Source organism: Tenacibaculum pelagium (genome assembly GCF_014062345.1).
In the GTDB taxonomy this organism is placed as follows: domain Bacteria; phylum Bacteroidota; class Bacteroidia; order Flavobacteriales; family Flavobacteriaceae; genus Polaribacter; species Polaribacter pelagius.
The window spans coordinates 876,689-895,341 of the sequence record NZ_JACGLS010000001.1; the positions used below are offsets into that span (position 1 = coordinate 876,689).

The 18,653-nt window shown below is 30.5% G+C and carries 17 protein-coding genes and 2 tRNA genes; 6 read left to right on the forward strand and 13 right to left on the reverse strand.

The window, feature by feature from the left end:
• Positions 1 to 111 precede the first annotated feature (111 nt).
• Positions 112 to 1,512 carry a dihydrolipoyl dehydrogenase gene (gene lpdA / locus H3Z83_RS04205; protein WP_182124211.1) on the forward strand — a complete coding sequence of 467 codons (1,401 nt, stop codon included), beginning with the start codon at positions 112 to 114 and terminating at the stop codon, positions 1,510 to 1,512.
• A gap of 171 nt (positions 1,513 to 1,683) precedes the next feature.
• Positions 1,684 to 2,325, forward strand: coding sequence for a hypothetical protein (locus H3Z83_RS04210; protein ID WP_182124212.1), 642 nt, complete (start codon positions 1,684 to 1,686; stop codon positions 2,323 to 2,325).
• A gap of 49 nt (positions 2,326 to 2,374) precedes the next feature.
• On the opposite strand, the gene H3Z83_RS04215 is transcribed toward H3Z83_RS04210, so the two are convergent.
• The 7 genes from H3Z83_RS04215 to H3Z83_RS04245 all read right to left on the reverse strand — a co-directional run bounded on the left by H3Z83_RS04215 (position 2,375) and on the right by H3Z83_RS04245 (position 9,994).
• Positions 2,375 to 4,492, reverse strand: coding sequence for a peptidylprolyl isomerase (locus tag H3Z83_RS04215; protein WP_182124213.1), 2,118 nt, complete (start codon positions 4,490 to 4,492; stop codon positions 2,375 to 2,377).
• A gap of 111 nt (positions 4,493 to 4,603) precedes the next feature.
• Positions 4,604 to 5,896, reverse strand: coding sequence for a hemolysin family protein (locus H3Z83_RS04220; protein WP_182124214.1), 1,293 nt, complete (start codon positions 5,894 to 5,896; stop codon positions 4,604 to 4,606).
• Positions 5,896 to 6,093: a hypothetical protein gene (locus H3Z83_RS04225; RefSeq protein ID WP_182124215.1), complete on the reverse strand. Its 198-nt coding sequence runs from the start codon at positions 6,091 to 6,093 to the stop codon at positions 5,896 to 5,898. The genes H3Z83_RS04220 and H3Z83_RS04225 overlap by 1 nt, the downstream gene beginning before the upstream one ends.
• Positions 6,093 to 6,665 carry an LPS export ABC transporter periplasmic protein LptC gene (gene lptC / locus H3Z83_RS04230; RefSeq protein WP_182124216.1) on the reverse strand — a complete coding sequence of 191 codons (573 nt, stop codon included), beginning with the start codon at positions 6,663 to 6,665 and terminating at the stop codon, positions 6,093 to 6,095. The genes H3Z83_RS04225 and lptC overlap by 1 nt, the downstream gene beginning before the upstream one ends.
• A 9-nt stretch (positions 6,666 to 6,674) precedes the next feature.
• Entirely contained in the window at positions 6,675 to 7,985 is a 1,311-nt protein-coding gene (locus tag H3Z83_RS04235; RefSeq protein WP_182124217.1) for a tetratricopeptide repeat protein, read from the reverse strand.
• A gap of 16 nt (positions 7,986 to 8,001) precedes the next feature.
• Complete coding sequence (locus tag H3Z83_RS04240; RefSeq protein ID WP_182124218.1) at positions 8,002 to 9,270, reverse strand: hypothetical protein; 1,269 nt, start codon at positions 9,268 to 9,270, stop codon at positions 8,002 to 8,004.
• Complete coding sequence (locus H3Z83_RS04245) at positions 9,263 to 9,994, reverse strand: type III pantothenate kinase (RefSeq protein ID WP_182124219.1); 732 nt, start codon at positions 9,992 to 9,994, stop codon at positions 9,263 to 9,265. The genes H3Z83_RS04240 and H3Z83_RS04245 overlap by 8 nt, the downstream gene beginning before the upstream one ends.
• 108 nt (positions 9,995 to 10,102) lie before the next feature.
• On the opposite strand from H3Z83_RS04245, the gene H3Z83_RS04250 reads away from it, so the two are divergent.
• Positions 10,103 to 10,175 (forward strand) — tRNA-Phe (locus H3Z83_RS04250).
• 61 nt (positions 10,176 to 10,236) lie between these two features.
• A tRNA-Phe gene (locus tag H3Z83_RS04255) sits at positions 10,237 to 10,309 on the forward strand.
• Positions 10,310 to 10,381: 72 nt separating this feature from the next.
• Here the strand turns inward: H3Z83_RS04255 and H3Z83_RS04260 are convergent.
• Positions 10,382 to 11,359, reverse strand: a complete 978-nt coding sequence (locus tag H3Z83_RS04260; RefSeq protein WP_182124220.1) for an endonuclease/exonuclease/phosphatase family protein — start codon at positions 11,357 to 11,359, stop codon at positions 10,382 to 10,384.
• A 100-nt stretch (positions 11,360 to 11,459) separates the two neighbouring features.
• Here H3Z83_RS04260 and H3Z83_RS04265 point away from each other — a divergent pair, with 100 nt between their 5' ends.
• Positions 11,460 to 11,936 (forward strand): hypothetical protein, encoded by a 477-nt coding sequence (locus tag H3Z83_RS04265; RefSeq protein ID WP_182124221.1) that lies wholly within the window; start codon positions 11,460 to 11,462, stop codon positions 11,934 to 11,936.
• 71 nt (positions 11,937 to 12,007) lie between these two features.
• Here the strand turns inward: H3Z83_RS04265 and H3Z83_RS04270 are convergent, their stop codons facing one another.
• From H3Z83_RS04270 to H3Z83_RS04280, 3 genes are read right to left on the reverse strand one after another with little or no spacing between them, the layout of a single operon-like run.
• Entirely contained in the window at positions 12,008 to 12,529 is a 522-nt protein-coding gene (locus H3Z83_RS04270; protein ID WP_182124222.1) for a gamma carbonic anhydrase family protein, read from the reverse strand.
• A 4-nt stretch (positions 12,530 to 12,533) separates the two neighbouring features.
• Complete coding sequence (locus H3Z83_RS04275; protein WP_182124223.1) at positions 12,534 to 13,265, reverse strand: LytR/AlgR family response regulator transcription factor; 732 nt, start codon at positions 13,263 to 13,265, stop codon at positions 12,534 to 12,536.
• A 3-nt stretch (positions 13,266 to 13,268) separates the two neighbouring features.
• Complete coding sequence (locus tag H3Z83_RS04280; protein WP_182124224.1) at positions 13,269 to 15,452, reverse strand: tetratricopeptide repeat-containing sensor histidine kinase; 2,184 nt, start codon at positions 15,450 to 15,452, stop codon at positions 13,269 to 13,271.
• Positions 15,453 to 15,688: 236 nt separating this feature from the next.
• On the opposite strand from H3Z83_RS04280, the gene H3Z83_RS04285 reads away from it, so the two are divergent.
• Positions 15,689 to 16,813, forward strand: a complete 1,125-nt coding sequence (locus H3Z83_RS04285; protein ID WP_182124225.1) for a vWA domain-containing protein — start codon at positions 15,689 to 15,691, stop codon at positions 16,811 to 16,813.
• A gap of 45 nt (positions 16,814 to 16,858) precedes the next feature.
• Here the strand turns inward: H3Z83_RS04285 and H3Z83_RS04290 are convergent, their stop codons facing one another.
• Together H3Z83_RS04290 and H3Z83_RS04295 are read right to left on the reverse strand one after the other, a co-directional pair.
• Positions 16,859 to 17,656 carry a glucosaminidase domain-containing protein gene (locus H3Z83_RS04290; RefSeq protein WP_182124226.1) on the reverse strand — a complete coding sequence of 266 codons (798 nt, stop codon included), beginning with the start codon at positions 17,654 to 17,656 and terminating at the stop codon, positions 16,859 to 16,861.
• On the reverse strand, positions 17,656 to 18,540 hold the full coding sequence (locus tag H3Z83_RS04295) for a 1-aminocyclopropane-1-carboxylate deaminase/D-cysteine desulfhydrase (protein ID WP_246337466.1): 885 nt from the start codon (positions 18,538 to 18,540) through the stop codon (positions 17,656 to 17,658). The genes H3Z83_RS04290 and H3Z83_RS04295 overlap by 1 nt, the downstream gene beginning before the upstream one ends.
• Positions 18,541 to 18,653: the final 113 nt, after the last annotated feature.

Here is an 18,653-nt window from a genome sequence, read left to right on the forward strand (position 1 = left end):
AAAATCTAGGTTATCATTCTACATCCAAAACAAATCTAAAAACCTTTATTCCAAGTCAACTAGATTGTGTAATTTTGTAGTTATAATTCTGAAATACAAAATATAAAACAGATGAAATACGATTTAATCGTTATTGGTTCTGGACCAGGTGGATATATCGCTGCCATCAGAGCTTCTCAATTAGGTTCTAAAGTTGCTATTATCGAAAAATACTCGACTTTAGGTGGTACATGTACAAATGTTGGATGTATTCCTTCAAAAGCATTATTAGATTCTTCTCACCATTTTTACGACGCTATAAAGCATTTTGACGAACACGGAATTTCTGTGAAAAATCCTACGTTTGATTTTGGTAAAATGGTAGGTCGTAAAGATAAAGTTGTTGAAACTACCACTGGAGGAATCAAATATTTAATGGATAAAAATAATATTGATGTTTACGAAGGTTTAGGTTCTTTTGAAGATGCTACCCACGTAAAGATTAGTAAAAATGATGGTACTTCTGAAATTATTGAAGGTACTAATATTGTTATTGCTACAGGTTCTAAACCATCAACATTACCTTTTATATCTATTGATAAAGAACGAGTAATTACTTCTACAGAAGCTTTAAAATTAAAAGAAGTACCAAAACACTTATTAGTTATTGGTGGTGGAGTTATCGGATTAGAATTAGGTTCGGTATACAAGCGTTTAGGTGCTGATGTAACAGTAATCGAATACGCTCCTACAATTACACCTACAATGGATAAAGATGTTTCTAAAGAGCTTAGTAAGGTACTTAAGAAACAAGGAATGAAGATTAACGCAAATCACGGTGTAACTTCGGTTGAAAGAAATGGTGATGAAGTTATTGTTAAAGCTACAAACAAAAAAGGAGAGGAAGTTACTTTTACCGGTGATTACTGTTTAGTATCTGTAGGACGCCGTCCATATACTGATGGATTGGCTTTAGACAAAGCTGGTGTAAAAGTTACTGAGAGTGGAATGGTTGAAGTAAACGACCATTTACAAACAAACGTAGCAAATATTTATGCCATTGGTGATGTTGTTCGCGGAGCAATGTTAGCGCATAAAGCAGAAGAAGAAGGTGTTGTTGTTGCTGAGTATTTAGCAGGACAAAAGCCTCATATTGATTATAACTTAATTCCTGGAATTATTTATACTTGGCCAGAAGTGGCAGCTGTTGGTAAAACAGAACAAGAATTAAAAGATGCTGGTGTTGACTTTAAAGCTGGTAAATTCTCTATGCGTGCTTTAGGACGCTCTAGAGCTAGTGGAGATTTAGACGGTTTTGTAAAAGTATTAGCTGATAAAAATACAGATGAAATCTTAGGAGTACACATGGTAGGTGCTCGTGTAGCTGACTTAATTATGGAAGCTGCCGTAGCAATGGAATACAGAGCTTCTGCTGAAGATTTAGCTCGTATCTGTCATGGACACCCAACATATTCTGAGGCAGTAAAAGAAGCTGCTAAAGCTGCTTGGGATGGCAAACCTTTAAATGCTTAATTAAAGCTTTAAAACATATTTAAAAAAGCAATCTCATTTGAGGTTGCTTTTTTGTTTTCATTCTTTTCCTATTTTAAATTAACTTCGTTAACGTTGAATACAAATCATTAAAACAGGTTTTTATCCCTAAACAACTAAAAGAAAATAGCTTAAAAATTATAACCAATGTGGATGAAAAGATATTTAAATAAACGAAATCTAACGAGGGCTAGAAATGATTTAAAAGATACCAATGAAAAATCTATTGAAATTAGAAACTCAGATATAAAAAGTATTCTAAAAGTTTGGAGCAAGCTACAAAAGAATAAGATAAATAAGTATGATGAATTTTACAATGTCTGCCTATATTCATCAATTGTTACTCGAGATATTTCAATGTTATGGAATGATTATTCTTTAACAGACAACGAAACTAAGAAAAACTTATATGGACGGCTATTAAGTATGACAATTATTGAGTTTCTTGATGATATCAATGGATTACTTGGTAGAAATCTTCGAATTGAGCTAGAATCAAATAATATGTCTGAATTTATTTCTGAATTAAATGATGTAAATAAAAAGTTTTCTACAGTAAAAAAACAAAATAATAAAGAATTGAGGTTAATACGAAATAATTCAGCCGCACATAAGTCAAAAAAAGCAAAGGATTTAATTAATTTTACTGAAAATATTCATTTTGAAAACCTTCATAAAATCTCTGTAGAAGTTTCTGAAGCAAATATTCAGTTAAATAAATTGACAACAGAAGTAATATATAAAATCAATGAAAGAATAAACATTGAACACTTAAGAAAAAAAGTCATACAATAAAAAAGCCGAACTCAATGAGTTCGGCTTTTTTATTGTATGACTTGTATGCTTACTGAATTCCGTAAAAAGAACTCATGTTATCTTCAATATTAGAAGCTTTTTTAATTGCTTCATACATTTGGAAAGTTTTATTCTTTCTTTCGTTAGCTATACGCTTTCTAAATGTTTCGTAGTTAGGTAAAGCTGTTGGTGCTTCTTTCTTTTCTACTTCGAAAGCAAATACACCCTTATCTCCTACTACATTGTTAACTACAGTTTTTTCTGCTGCATTTAACATTGCTCCGATTACTTTTGGCTCATTACCTACACCAGATAATGTTGGAGATTTTAAATTAACGTTAGTAGCATTTTTTACAGTTACATTTACCGACTTAGCAATATCAGCTAAAGTAGATCCGCTAATTTTATCTTCGATCATTTTAGCTTTTCTTTCGTTTGTTAAAATAGGACGAACCCTATTAATTGCTTTATCAACTGGCATTAAACCTTTTTCAGTAACTCCTGTTAATGTCGCAACAATATATCCACCTTCAACATCAAAACGCTTGTAGCTTCCTACTCCATTTTCTTTATCGAAAGCCCAAGTAATAATTTCTCTTTCTTTACCAATACCTGGTACAGTCTCATCTAAAGATTTTAAACCTACAGCAGGTTGAGAACTTAAACTCTTTTCTTTTACTACTTCGTCAAAGTTTTTACCGTTTGCTAAATCTAAAGCAAAAGTTTCAGCATTTTGGAAAATTGTATTTTCAGTAGCTTCTGAAGCTTCAATCTTACGACCAAACGTTGCTAACTTAACAACTGGTTGAAAGTTCTTTTGATCATCAATCTTAATTACGTGGAAACCAAATGGTGTTTTTACAACTCCCATATCTCCTTTTTTACCTTCAAAAACAAAATCTCTAAAAGCTGGTACCATTCTGTTGTATCCAAACCAATCGTAGAATCCACCTTTTTCAGCAGAACCTTTATCTGAAGACATTTCTTTTGCTAAATCTGCAAATTTAGATTTGTTTGCTTTTACTACAGTTAATAAGCTATCAGCTGTTACTTTAGCTTCTGCTTCAGTTTGAGTAACATCTGCACCTGCACTAGAAGCTCCAACAAAAGGAATTAAGATATGACTTGCTTGCGCAGAATCTGGTAATTGAGTTACCTCAGTTACTTTAGATAATTTAAAGTATCCTGCATCTTTATAAGGTCCGAAAACATCTCCTTCTTTACCGTTAAATATTTCTTCAGCAATTACTTGAGGAACTTGAACTTTAAACTTTAAAGCTTGATCTAAATTGATATCAGATTCGTTTTCTTCAAAAAACTCAGCATAATCTGTTGCATTTTTTAATCCTTTAATAACAACTCCTCTATCATCAGAGTCTTCGATTAACTTTGCTACTTCTGCTTTAATTGCGTTTTCATCTTCTGCAGTTGGAGTAATATTGAACTTTACAAAGTTAATATCTCTAGATGCTTCTACTTGAAAATCATTTTTATGATTATCGATATAGTTTTGAACATCGCTCTTTTTTAATACTACTAAACTATCTGCAATTGAAGTATAAGGAACGTACACATACTTTCCTGTTACTTTCGTGTTTTCATTTATATAATTAGCTTCAGCTTCTTTTAAAGAAGATCCTAAACCAGCTGCTACTAAATTATCGTAGGTAGTTTTTTCTATATTGTTTTTTAAAGAAGCCATATAGTTTTGCCAATTTTTCCAATCAGCACCATTTTCTTCTTTAATCGTTGCTAAAAATTCTTTGAATTTAGCTTTATCAAAAATTCCTGAAGTTTGGAATCTTGGATCGTTTTGAACAAACTGCGTATCGTATAAAGCATTCATAATATCTTCATCACCAACAGTAATACCAGCTTCTTCTAATTGAGTTTGGTAAATTTTTTGTCTGATTAAGTTATTCCAAACAGTTTTAGCTGCTTGCATTTCAGAAACTCTATTTCCTGTTTGTGCTTTATATGCATCTAAAGCTTCTGCAAACTGCTGACGAGTAATGGCTTCACCATTTACTTCACCTACTTCGTTTACTTTACTTGCGTTGAAAAAATCTGATATTGTAGAAGGGTCTAATACAAAAGCAAAAAGTGCTAAACCAATTACAAGAATTAAGAACATTGAGCGTTCTCTAATTTTCGATAAAATTGCCATACGTCATTTATTTTATTAACAGTGTGCGAAAATACAATTTCATAGCATATAATGCAATGTTTTTTTGCGCTGTTTTTGAGGTAGTTTAGCATAAAGAGTATAAAGTAATGCTTACTCTTCTTTATCGATGATTTTAAAGTAAATATCATCAATTTTTGTAGCACTAACTTTTAATATCTTCATCTTGAATCTATCTATTTGTAGCACTTCGTTTTGTTCTGGAATATTCTCGGTATGATAAATAATAAATCCGCCTAAAGTTTCGTATGCCTCTTCTTTAGGTATTTCTAAATTATATTCTTCATTCAAATAATCTACCTCTAAACGAGCAGAAAAGTTAAACTCTCTATTATTAATTTTTTCTTCTAACAACTCTTGATTGTCATGCTCATCTTCAATTTCTCCAAACAATTCTTCTACAACATCTTCAACAGTGATAATTCCTGATGTTCCTCCATATTCGTCTACAACAACAGCAATGCTCTTTCGTTTTTTCATTAAAGCGCTTAATACGTCATTAATTATCATCGACTCTGGAACAAACTCAACTGGTAACAAAATTGATTTTATTGATTTTGGTTTCTTAAATAATTCAAAGGCATTTACATAACCTAAAATATCATCTAAAGAGTTTTTATAAACTAATATTTTAGATAACCCTGTCGATATAAATAGTTTTCTAAGATTACTAACCGATTCATGTAAATCTACCGCAACAATCTCGGTACGAGGCACCATAATTTCTCGAGCCTTTACTTTATGAAACTCTAGTGCATTTTGAAAAATTTGTATTTCGGAATCAACTTCTTCTTCTTCATTACCGCCATCTAATTGTTCTGAGATATAATTACCTAACTCTTCTTTACTAAACTCTGTTTGTTCTTCATCTTCTTTGGTTTTAAAGAAAACATATAAACAGAAATCAGAAATTTTAGTAATCACCCAAGTTATTCCGTAAAAAATTAAATAGAAAAAATAAGCTGGCACTACAAATATCTTTAGCATTTCATTTGCATAAATTCTAAAGATTGCCTTCGGTAAAAACTCTGCTGTAACTAATATAATTAGTGTTGATATTACTGTTTGAGTTAACAGCCTTAAATCGCTTAATAAATAGTTAACAAAAGAAATATTAGTTGGTAATGCTGATTGAAACCAAGTCATTAGCAACATACCCATAAAGTAACTGTAAATTACCAGTGCTACATTATTACCAACCAACATAGTGGTAATAAACTTAGATGATTTCTCGGTTAATTTGGCAAGTATTTTAGCTAGAAAACCTTCTCGTTTTTTCTCTAACTCAATGTGTAGTTTATTTGCAGATACAAATGCTATTTCCATTCCAGAAAAAAAGGCTGAAAATAAAATAGAAGTTAAAATTATAAAGATTTCTGATTGCATTAACGCTGTTGATTTCTTTCTTCAACCTTTCTTCTAAAGTGGCGTTTAAAAAAGAATATTAATGTAATAAAGATAGCAAATCCAAACATAATAAATGCTTCTTCTCTATCAGAATTCCATTTTAATATTCCTTCTACTAAAAAAATTATTCCAACAATAAGGTATCCGTATTGTAAATATTTCCAAAGTGTATTCATTATATTTCTTTTTGTGGCGCATCTAAATCACCTGTAATATCTTTTGCTATCCATTTTGATAAATCATCTCTCGACTCAAAACCAAAACCATTAATAACTCCTCTAGGCGTAGTTAATCGAAAACCGTCTTCAGTAAAAAAGTAACCTTCTTTTTGATCCCAAAATAATTGATTGGTTTCTAACTTTGTTTGTTCTGTATGATTTATAATCACAACATTTCCTTTTATTTCAGAAATATTTGTTTTACTGTACGATAAAGCATAATTACCTGTAATTGTAGTAGAATCTACTCTTGATTTACTAATAGATATTATCTCTATCCCTTTAGGAAATTCTGTATACGGATGCTCTTTTCTATTTGAAAAATCATAAAAAAGTGCCGCTTTTGTTTTCGATGTTATTTTACCCGAATCCTTTTTAATATGGAATATATTTTCAGCAGATCCTACCGGTAGGTTTTTATCTGCTAAAAAATCTCGCACTTCTTTTTTTGTATTAGTACAAGAAAAAAACATTGCTACCAAACAAATGGCAGCAATGTTATAATATATATTTATTGAATTTTTATTCATTCAAACTTATTAAGGAATACGAACAGTTTCGCCAATCCAACATCCTATTCTATGAGAACCTCCTGATGCTTTCCCTTTTTGGAAAATTAATTTCTTTGAAGGCACATTTTTTCTATAGCTAGAAATATATCTACCTGCTCCACTACCTGGATCTACTCTTTGAGCTTTTAACGCTTTATTTAAAGCAGCTACATAAACCATTCTCTTTTCAAATTCATCACTACCACAAGAGTTTGCACTTTTTTGGTATAAACTCGCTATGAATAAATAAGCTTTACCATAGTTAGGGTTGTACTTTAATGCTTCATAAGCTAAAGCTCTTGCTCTACTTCCGCTAGTTCCTTGAGCTTCTTTTAACTTAAACTTCGCCTTTTTTAATGGGTCAGTTTCTAAATCAAAAGCTTTCTTTCTCATTTGCACAGCTCCGCTTCTATCTCCATTTTTATCTAAAACTCCAGCTAAGAAATTATATGCGTCAGCAGATTGAGTAGTTTCAGCATAAGCATTTGCTAACTTTTCAAATAAAGGATCTGTTTGACAACCTTTGTTATACATTCTAGATACTGCTCTTTTTAACCAAACACCATCAGTTTTATTTGCTTCGAAATCTCTACTATAAATAGGAATTAATCTTTCACATGTAGCTATTTTAGAAATCATAGCATCTAAACCACCTTCTACTTGACCTAAAGAAGTAGAGTTAATAGTATACGCTTTTAACAATCTCTTTTCTTTAGCAGAGATAGTCCCCATAGAGTCCTTCTCTTGTAAACTTGGTATTTTTTTACTGTAATCATTTAATTTCTCTCCTACAGATTCCATCACATCATCATAAGTGTCAAATACTTTTTGAGGATTGGTATCTTTATTCATTTCTGTTACAGATTTAAAATATCTAAAGATATTTTTCACTCCCATATCTTTAGGAGAAAGATCATACGCTTTTTTCAAGATATCAAAAACCTCTGCATCAGTAGCTAATTTATTTTTTAATAAATAAGTTGCATAATCACTATGCGCTTTTGCTGCACCTTTACTAGGGAAATTAACTAACCTTGTTTCGTAAACCTTTTTTGCTAAAACTGGATCTTTAGTTTTATCAGCTACCTTAGCTCCATACTTATATATGTTAACTGATAATTTAGGGCAATTAGTCAATAAGTACTCTAAATTTGGTTTAGATGCATCATACTTTCCTGAAGTAGCATCACCTTTAAATAAATTATACTTTATATTACACTCTTGACTTGCTTGTGCTTTAACCCCATTTACGGCTACAAACAAAAATAATCCTGTTAGTAAATACGTAATTTTTTTCATCCTGTATTAGTTTATATTAATCAATTCTTCTTTTCTGAAACCACTTAACACTATTCAAAGATAAACTTAATCTTACATTAAAATAATTTTCTTTGATTAAATTATTATTGGTTGTTCCTCTTTGTCCATACTCAAATCCAACATTTACATTAGATAATTGTCTTGGCAATGGTAACCCTAAACCAACATTTATGCCAAAGTCTTTTATTGTAGTAAAATTATTATTTGAGCTTACTAATAAACCTGTGTCTTCAAAACGTATACCTGCACGATAAGTTACTGTATCCCAGTAACTAGATATAGAGTTTATTTTTGGAATATAGTATCCTCCTAAAGAAAACTTATTTGAATCGTCATATTTGAATGAACCTCCATTCGTTATAAGTGAACTATTCGTACTCAACGCGCTTTGAAATTGCTGATTTACACCAATATACCATTTATTAACTTTTCCCATCCCAAAACCAAAAACACTTTTTACTGGAATAGTTATATCTCCATTAACTGGTCTATCAAACAATACATCTCTGGGTATCTCTTGCCCTCCAGATGAAAATGACAATGAATACATCTCTTCATTTCCTTTTGTAGATAAATCGGTAGCTAATGTAATTGAAGCTCCAGCATTTAATTGTAGCTTATTCTTTAACTCTTTTTTATACTGAGTTCCGAATTTAAATTGCCCTCCTCTAATATTTAAAGACTCTTGATGCTTAGTAGCCAAAGCAACATTACTTCTTTGATTTAAAATACTATTATCAATATTTCCAAAAATAAAAGCAGTTTCAATACCTAATGAGAAACCTTCACAAACATACATACCGAAACTACCATATATTTTATTCGTACCACCTTCTCCTCTAAACAAATTAACATCATCAGCATTTTTATTATCTAACAACGAATACCCTACTGAAGAAAATGGTTGTAATCCAACTGATAAACCAGCCTTTTTCCCTATTGGAAACCCTAAAGCAATATATCTTAAGTTAGTAGAGTTTCCTGTTTGAGACTCTTCAGAGTCCTTTAATGTTAGAAATGTTAAACTTCCTCCAATAGCATATGTTGCTACTCTTAAATCAGCATTTGCAGCTGGATTTATAAAGTTTAAATGGTGCGTATCTTTTAAAGCAACTCCAATTCCTCCCATTGATGCATTCTCTACAGTTGTTGCCTCAAAATTCTCTCCAATTCCGAAATAAGAATATGGCGACGCACTGTTTCTTTGTGCTGATATCGTTATTGTACTTAGTACAAGTAATCCTAGTAAAATTCTCTTAGTCATTCGCTAAATTGTATATCAAAATAGTATGTAATCCTTCCAAAACAAAATTTGGATGGGCAAATATGCCACTTTTTAATTGTTTAGCCAAGAAATAAGTATCTCCTCCTGTTAAAACTACTGTTAAATCTTGATACTTGTCTTTATATTGATTTATTACCCCATCAATTTCATTACAAACTCCATTAACAATACCAGAATGAATTGAACTATTAGTATCAACTCCTACGAAGTTATTAAATTCAGTTGGTTTTAATAACGGAAGCTTTGATGTAAAAGTATTTAATGACTTGTACCTCATTGATACTCCTGGTGATATTGCACCTCCTAAATACTCTTTTTTATTATTTATAAAATCAAAAGTTATACAAGTACCAGCATCAATAATCAACACATTCTTTTTGGGATATTTCTCTATAGCTACTGATGCTAATGCAATTCTATCAACTCCTAGAGTCGTTGGAGTTTTATATAAATTATTAAAAGGAACTTTAGTTTCTGAATTTAAAAATATAGGATGCAATAAATCATCTATTTTTTGTCGCTTATTTTCAGAAATATTAGCTACTGAAGAAATAATTGAAGCCGAAATAGAAAACTTATTGGTAATTTTTTTCAACTCTGAAATGATTCTTAATTTCTTAAAAACGAGAATTTCTTTTACCGTATTCGTTTCAAAAACAGCAGCTTTAACTCTCGTATTACCAACATCAATAATTAAATTCATATTTATATTTCTTAGAGTTCAAATTTACGTTACATTTTTTTAAAACAATTACTTTGTATAATTAAAAAACGATTGTATATTTGCATCCGCTTAACGAAAGTAGCAACTGGTGCCTTAGCTCAGTTGGTAGAGCAAAGGACTGAAAATCCTTGTGTCCCTGGTTCGATTCCTGGAGGCACCACTATAATTTCTTCGACTTTAGTTGATTTTATTATAAAAACGCTACTCTTTTTAAGTTAACTGGTGCCTTAGCTCAGTTGGTAGAGCAAAGGACTGAAAATCCTTGTGTCCCTGGTTCGATTCCTGGAGGCACCACCGCAAAAACCCGAACATATGTTCGGGTTTTTTAGTTTGTAAAAAAAGCTCAATTTTAAACTGAGCTTTTTCTTATTTTAATTTGAATTTCATTTCAACAGGTAAATGATCGGATGCTTGTCCGAAATCATTTAAAACCCCTCCACCAACGTAATCGATAGAATTTTTAGAGTAAAAAATATAATCGATACGCTCATATAAATCTTTGGTATCAAAAGTATTTGCTGGGTTGTCAGAATTAAAAGCAGCATTCCCTACTCCATTCATTTTAAACATTTCTTGAATTACAGCATCTTTATCTCTAGCTCTTGAATTAAAATCACCTAATAATATAGTAGGGTAACTTTCTCTATATTTATTAAAAAGGTTTAAAACATAATCAAACTGACGTGTTCTTGTTGGTTTATCAAATGCTTCTAAATGAATGTTTATTACAATTACCTCTTTTCCTTCTAATACAACTTTAACCACTTGCACTAATCTTTCTAAATACAATGCATCTCTATAAAAAGGATTATCCGGAACACGCTCTAACACAATACGCTCATAATCTTTTAACTTGTATTTACTCAATACTGATTGTCCTGAAATTATTTTTCCAAAATGCATACTTGGTGGCCAATACGGAAAAGGCACATAGCGCTCATCCCAGTTTACACCTTTTGCTACGTAATTATAACCCAACTTTGCAAATTCATCTTCCTGATTTACTTCATAAGATCTGGATGCATTATAATCTATTTCCTGAAAAGCAATAATATCTGGATTCACTTTTGTTAATTCAGTTTTTACCTTTTTTAAATTATCATCAAATAACTTTTTAGGTTTTGCTACTGGTAAATTATTCGTCATACCGCTTAAATAACCCACATTATAAGTAACAATACTATATATCGAATCATTATCAACACTTAAAGGATAATCATTCTCTATTAATTTAACATATTCATTCTCATCCATTGTTGGGGATGAAGCCCAGAAAAAGAAAACCAAAAACGCTACTAGAAATAAAACAAGAAGCTTCAATAAAACTCTAAAGAGATTTTTCATAAATATTAAAAAAATGTTAAAGTGATTTTCAAATTTAAACTTTTTTATATTAGCCTAGTCATAGGTATGTAAATAATTAAAAAACTTAAAATTTATAAAAATGAAAAAAATAGTAGCATTATTAGTTTTAGCAGTTGGATTTACAATTACAACTCAAGCACAAAGAGGAGAAAGAGGAGAAAGAGGAGAACATGAAAAGCTTACAACAGAACAACAAACTGAATTAGCTGTTAAAAAAATGACTTTAAAGTTAGATTTAACTCCAGCACAACAGCGTCAAGTCAAACCTTTATTAGCTGAAAAAATAGCAAAGCGTAAAGAAATGCATGCAAAAAGAAAAGCGATGAAAGAAAGTGGTAAGAAAAGAGAAAAATTATCAGCAGATGAGCGTCATGCTAAGAAAACTCAAATGCTAGATCGTCAAATTGCTTTTAAAGCGGATATGAAACGTATTTTAAACGAAAAACAATATGAACGTTTTGAAAAAATGAGTGCTAGAAAAATGCATGGAGCTAAGAAAAAAATGAAGAAAAGAAAGCACAGAAAAGAAATGAAAAGAGAAAAAACAGATAAATAATTATTTGGTTGATAGTAGATTAGTTTTGATTGAAAGCCCGTTTTGGAAACAAATCGGGCTTTTATTTTTTATTAATTTCCTTCCTTAAACCAACTAGAATATTTTACATAATTATTAGATATTCTATCAATCTCACCTGAAATTAATTCTTGCGAAATATCTTTTACTTTTTTAGCAGGAACCCCAGCATAAATACTTCCGCTCTCTACTCTAGTATTTTTAGTTACCACAGCTCCTGCTGCAATAATAGAATTTGATTCGATTATGCAATCATCCATAATGATAGAACCCATACCTATGAGAACATTATCTTGAACTGTACAACCATGTACAATAGCATTATGACCTACCGAAACATTGTTCCCAATCGTAGTTGGTGATTTCTGATAGGTTGCATGAATTACTGCACCATCTTGAATGTTTACCTTATCCCCCATTTTTATATAATGTACGTCTCCACGAATAACAGCATTGAACCACACACTACATTCTTTTCCCATTTGTACATCCCCCACAATTGTAGCGTTCTCTGCTACATAACAATCTTCTGGAATTTGCGGATGCTTTCCGTTTACTGGTTTTATAACTTTCATTTTTTTATTTAAAATACGATAATAAATTTGCTTTTTTTGACGAAGATACCATGATCTCTTTTCCGTTAGACAAGATTACACTTCCTCCTTTTCCTTTTTTATATTTTGCTATTTCATTTACATTTACCAAATACGATTTATGTACTCTAGCAAACGAACTTTCTTTTAAAGCATCTTCGAAATACTTTAAGGTTTTACTTACCAACTTCTTAGTGTTCTCGAAATAGATTTCTGTATAATTATCATCCGCTTTACAAAACAGGATGTCTTTTATATTTACAACTTCAAATCCATCTTGCTGAGGAATCGTAATTTTTCCAACAGCAACATTTGTTTTAGGAATTAATACTGAATTCTCTAATTGACTCTCTTTCTCTTTTATTTCAGTAACTAAATTAACTGCTTTAATTAATTCATCTATCGAAATTGGTTTTAACAAATAATAGGTTGCTTGACTATTTAAAGCTTCGATTGCATAATGATCGTAAGCGGTAACAAAAACAATTTCAAACGTTTTGTTTTCTATCTTCTCTAACAAATCAAAAGCATTACCAAATGGCATTTCAACATCTAAAAAAACTAAATCTAACTCGTTGTTTTTAATCAACTCAAAACCCTCTTCAATGTTACTTCCTTCTCCAATTAACTCAACATTTAAACAATATTTAGAAATGTAGTTACGCAAAACATCTCTACTTATTTTCTCATCTTCAACAATTATTGCTTTTAACTTCATAGCCTACTCTTTTTTAAGAATTAACTCAACTTTTGTTCCTGTTTCATCAATAGAATTATCAGTAATATTTACAGCAATTTTATCCTCATACATATCGTTTAATATTGCAATTCTATTCTGAATCGTACTCATTCCTTTTGATTTTTGTTTGAGCTGATTCGCTGTTTTCATTTCCTTTGATTTTTTTCTTCCTATACCATTATCTTGAATTATTATAGAAATTGAACCATCTGTTTTTTGACTCATTGCTATTGTTAGTTTTCCTTTTTCTTTAATATAACGCAACCCATGCCAGATAGCATTTTCTATATAAGGTTGTAATAACATTGGCGGAATCGAATAATCATCTAACTTAATTTTCTTATCAATAGAAATTATATAATCGAACTTTTCTTTAAATCTATTATGCTCAAGTTTTGTATATAATTCAATCAGTTCGATTTCTTTTGACAATGGAATAAAATCTTCATCAGAATTTTCTAAAACCGAACGCATTAAAACTGAAAACTCAGATAAATATCTGTTCGCACTTCGTTCGTCGTTTACTGCAATAAAACTATTTACAGAATTTAAGGCGTTAAAAATAAAATGCGGATTCATTTGAGAACGCATTGATTTTAATGCCAATAAATTGTTTGCTAATTTTTGTTGCTTGGTGGTTCTAAACATAAAATAAGCCAACAAACTCATTAAGAAAATTCCTGCAATCAATGAATAAATAATTAATTGCTGACGTTTATTACTTTCTTCTATTAATTGTTGATCCTTATACGCTAAATCAATTCTACTATCGCTTAATTGTTTGTCTTTTTCTAAACTAGTAATTCTACTTTGGTTTTCAGAAATTCGTTTATTAAAGCGCTTAATTTGCTGAATCTCTTGTTCTTTTTTAGAATATAAAGTATCAACTAATTTTACATATTCGCGATAACTATCTAAGGCTTCGGAATAATCTCCAACGGTTGCTAAAACTTCTGAAAGTTTTCTCGTTGCATCTTTCTGAATAATTAAATCTTTTTTTTCACTAGCTTCTTCTATACTCTTTTTTAAAAAAGGAATTGACTCTTTATAAGCTTCTTTTTGAATGTAAGCATTTCCAATTTTATAGTTTATTTTTTGTGAAGTAATAGAATCAACCAACGACTCTTTCTCATCTTCCTCTACAACAATATCATCAGCTTCTTCTAAACTTTCTTTTCGCAACTGAATTTCCTCATCATATCGTTGTGATCTATTATAAAAGTCAGCTACTTTTTGCTGTTCTTTCAAAGACCTTTTCTTATTCTCTTCAGATGCTAATTTTAAAGAATTTTGATAATAACCATCTGCTTTTTGAGTATTTCCTTTCGCTGCATAAACTTCAGCAAGTTTCGAATTTAAATCGGTTATTTTAGGTGTTACTAGATTTGACTTTGCTAGTTGTAACGCCTTATTATAATTCAACTCAGCTTTTTGATATTGTTTTGTTTTTACATAAATATCACCTAAACCTTCATAAGCTTTTAATCTTTCATAGTTACTCAAACTCCCTTTTAAACTCTCTTCATAACTCTTTTCACTATTGCTGTATTTTTTTGCTAAGAATTCAGCTTTAGCTAACAAAAGCCTTACTTTAGAATCGTTTCTTTCTCTTAATGAAACTTGATAATTTTCAATAGCTAAATCATATTGTTTCCAATATGCATAAACATCTGCAAGTTCTTTATATGTAGTTGCTCTTTTCTTTTTTGATGAACTCTCAAGTAGCATTTTCTCAATAAATGTCACACTTTTATCAATATTCTTTTTCTTATAAAACTTAACAGAATCTAAGTATTGTGGAAATAAATCAACCTTCTTGCTCAAATACGATTTTCTGCTTGATCTTTTTTCTTGAACAAAACCTTCTACTTTAACCTTTATATCTTCATTATCTTTTATGGTATAAAAAACAGTTACAAAATCTGGATGCGAAACCTCTAAATTACTTCCTTTTTTTGCTTTTACCTCGTACCTATCCTTAATAAAGGAAAAAATAAAAGCGCGTCCATCAACTTCCACTCGAGCATCTTTTACAGCTGTATTATTTTCATCAACAACTTTAACCTTTACTAAAAATTCTTTTTGTTGATTTTCTAAGTCCTGAGAAAAAACTAGAGTAAAACTGAATAACAATACAGTAAACGCTATTTGAAAAATTCTATTCATATACTTTTAATTACTGTAAACATACACACAAATATTGAGTTCAAAAAACGACAAAACTCCAAGAACAACAGTTTATACTCATAAAAAACCATTTTAACTCACTTATAAAACATGTTTACTAATTAAAATACTTCGTTTACTCATTCTCAATTTTTTAAAAAGAAAGTTCGCTATAGTTTTACTACATCAAATAACACCAAACTTTTAATCCATTAATAATTAAAAAACAAAACATTATGAAAACCTATGTATTAAAAGTAACATCAATTTTATTGCTTCTAATCTCAATAACAAGTTATGGGGGCAATTCTAAAGCTGACACTAAAAAACAAACCACTAAAGTCGCTTTATTATTAGACACCAGCAATAGTATGGATGGTCTTATCAATCAAGCAAAAGCTCAGTTATGGGAAATTGTAAATGAATTGTCACATGCTAAATGCCATGGAATAACTCCTAAATTAGAAATTGCGCTGTATGAATATGGCAATGACAAATTATCTTCGAGAGAAGGATATATCCGTCAAGTTTTACAATTTACAAGCGATTTAGATGAAATCTCTGAACATCTATTTTCTTTAACCACTAATGGCGGAAGTGAATTTTGTGGTCAAGTAATTCAAACCTCATTAAACGAATTAGATTGGGGAAAGAACAAACGCGATTTAAAAATGATTTTCATTGCTGGTAACGAACCTTTTACACAAGGGAAAATTAACTACAGAGATGCTATTACCAATGCTAAAGAAAATGATATTACTATCAACACTATTTTTTGTGGAGATTACAACAACGGAATTTCTGGTATGTGGCAAGATGGTGCTAACTATGGAAATGGAGATTATATGACTATTAATCACAATAAAAACATTGTGCATATTGTAACTCCGTATGATAATGACATCATCATTTTAAACAAAAAGCTAAACAAAACTTATATTCATTATGGAAATTTCGGGTATTCAAAATTTACAAATCAATCAAAACAAGATTCAAATGCTGAAAGCTTAGATGAAGTTATTGTGGTAAAACGTGCTGTAACTAAAAGTTCTAAACTATATAAAAACGCAGAATGGGATTTAGTCGATGCTTCTGAAGAAAAAGAAGTTGATTATAATAAGCTAAACAAGCAGAAGCTTCCTAAATATTTACAAAACAAATCGTCGAAAGAAATTAAAAACTATGTAAACACTAAGCGGAAAGAGCGAGTAGAAATTCAACAAAAAATTCAAGAACTAGACAAAAAGAGAAAGCAATACGTTGCTAAAAAGCAACGTGAAGGTTCTAAAAAAAATGAATTAGAAAGTGTTATGATTAAAGCTATAAAAAAACAAGCGAAAAAGAAAAACTACTCTTGGTAGGTTTAGTTAGTTGATTTGTTTAAGCGGAGTTCTCCTCCGCTTTTTTTATTTTACTAACAAATCTTCGCCTATACTAATATTATTGCTAGTAAGTCCGTTAGCTTCTTTTAGCTTTTGAACTGATATGTTATATTTTCTTGCAATCGAATACAACGTATCTCCTTTTTGAACCTTATAATATTCAGCTTCTGTTGTTACTGTTTCTATTTTATTTGACTTACTAGGTTTAACTCTGTCATACAAATGCAAATTATACTTCTTAATAATCCCTATTAATTTTTGTGGGTACCTTTTATCTGTCGCATAACCCGCTTTTCTTAATCCGTAGGCCCAACCTTTATAATTTGTATGCCCTAATTTAAATAAGCTTGCATAGCGCTTTCTAGTTAACAAAAACTGTGAGTGATCTTCATAAGATGTTTCTGGGTATTTATACTTTCTAAAACACTCTCCCTTTTCATCATCATCATGCGTTACACTTTTTCCTCTCCAACCTCTATGACATTTAATACCAAAATGATTATTTGAACGGATTGCCAAAGCACTTCTACCGCTACCCGATTCTAACACTCCCTGAGCCAACGTGATACTTGCTGGAATTTTATGCTCGTGCATTTTTTTAACTGCAATCGGAGCAAATTTTTGAATATAAGCTACTGTATGATTCTTATTTGTTTTTACAGGTTTTTGTACTTGTTCTAATTGAGGCAATTCAGGACTTACTTCCTCTTGCTCTACAAGAACAACTCTTTTTGGTGAGTTCTTCACTACATTTTTATTTGAGCCACAACTCACTAAAAAAAAGGCACAAACCGCTAAATATATAAATGCTTTTATCTTCATTAAACTTTTATTAATTCTTGATTTTTATTTTTCATTTTTTGATTTACCCCAGCTATTCCTTGCAAACCTCCTGTATGAATTGCTAAAATCTTACTATTATTTGGAAACTGGTCTTTATCTATCATATCCATAATACCAAACATCATTTTTCCTGTATAAATAGGATCTAACGGAACACTAGTTCGCTCTTTAAATTCATTTATAAAACGAATTAATTCAGCGTTATATTTTCCGTAACCTCCAAAATGATATTCATTTTGCAAACTCCAATTATCATTGCTTTTTGCAAATTGATTGATTTCTTCTTGTAAAAAATCACCTTTCAAAGAAGGAAGACCAATTACTTTTTGATGCTCACTAACTGAATTAATCAATCCAGAAATGGTGCCGCCAGTACCTACAGCACAACAAATATAATCGAATTTCTCATCCTCTTTTGTTAAAATTTCTTCACAACCTTTTATTGCTAATTCATTAGTTCCTCCTTCGGGTACTAAATAAAAATCACCAAATTCTTTTTTTAACTGATTGATGAAATCTTCGGATAGTTTATTTCTATAAGCTGACCGAGAAACAAATTTGAATTGCATTCCGTTTTTAGAGGCCTCTTGTAAAGTAGTATTCTTTGCTAATGTTGTATTAATATCAATTCCTAATTCATCCCCACGAATAATACCAATAGTATTAAATCCAGTTAATTTACCTGAAACTGCGGTAGCTACGATATGATTAGAATAAGCTCCTCCGAAAGTTAGCAATGTTTTTTTTTGCATTTTTTTTGCTTCTTCAATATTATATTTAAGTTTTCGAAACTTATTGCCAGAAACAAAGGGATGGATTTCATCCTCTCTTTTAATATAGAGTTCTATATTTTTCTCCTTCAAAGCTGAAAGAAAAACTTGTTGGTTTTCAGTTTTAAAATTTTGATTGAAAAAAGATTTATCGAACGTAATCAATATTAATATTTTAGGATGTAAAAATAGTAATTCCACTCTTG

Coding starts and splice junctions, on each gene's coding strand:
- lpdA (WP_182124211.1), top strand. CDS start 112: ATGAAATACGATTTAATCGTTATTGGTTCTGGACCAGGTGGATATATC.
- H3Z83_RS04210 (WP_182124212.1), top strand. CDS start 1,684: ATGAAAAGATATTTAAATAAACGAAATCTAACGAGGGCTAGAAATGAT.
- H3Z83_RS04215 (WP_182124213.1), bottom strand. CDS start 4,492: ATGGCAATTTTATCGAAAATTAGAGAACGCTCAATGTTCTTAATTCTT.
- H3Z83_RS04220 (WP_182124214.1), bottom strand. CDS start 5,896: ATGCAATCAGAAATCTTTATAATTTTAACTTCTATTTTATTTTCAGCC.
- H3Z83_RS04225 (WP_182124215.1), bottom strand. CDS start 6,093: ATGAATACACTTTGGAAATATTTACAATACGGATACCTTATTGTTGGA.
- lptC (WP_182124216.1), bottom strand. CDS start 6,665: ATGAATAAAAATTCAATAAATATATATTATAACATTGCTGCCATTTGT.
- H3Z83_RS04235 (WP_182124217.1), bottom strand. CDS start 7,985: ATGAAAAAAATTACGTATTTACTAACAGGATTATTTTTGTTTGTAGCC.
- H3Z83_RS04240 (WP_182124218.1), bottom strand. CDS start 9,270: ATGACTAAGAGAATTTTACTAGGATTACTTGTACTAAGTACAATAACG.
- H3Z83_RS04245 (WP_182124219.1), bottom strand. CDS start 9,994: ATGAATTTAATTATTGATGTTGGTAATACGAGAGTTAAAGCTGCTGTT.
- H3Z83_RS04260 (WP_182124220.1), bottom strand. CDS start 11,359: ATGAAAAATCTCTTTAGAGTTTTATTGAAGCTTCTTGTTTTATTTCTA.
- H3Z83_RS04265 (WP_182124221.1), top strand. CDS start 11,460: ATGAAAAAAATAGTAGCATTATTAGTTTTAGCAGTTGGATTTACAATT.
- H3Z83_RS04270 (WP_182124222.1), bottom strand. CDS start 12,529: ATGAAAGTTATAAAACCAGTAAACGGAAAGCATCCGCAAATTCCAGAA.
- H3Z83_RS04275 (WP_182124223.1), bottom strand. CDS start 13,265: ATGAAGTTAAAAGCAATAATTGTTGAAGATGAGAAAATAAGTAGAGAT.
- H3Z83_RS04280 (WP_182124224.1), bottom strand. CDS start 15,452: ATGAATAGAATTTTTCAAATAGCGTTTACTGTATTGTTATTCAGTTTT.
- H3Z83_RS04285 (WP_182124225.1), top strand. CDS start 15,689: ATGAAAACCTATGTATTAAAAGTAACATCAATTTTATTGCTTCTAATC.
- H3Z83_RS04290 (WP_182124226.1), bottom strand. CDS start 17,656: ATGAAGATAAAAGCATTTATATATTTAGCGGTTTGTGCCTTTTTTTTA.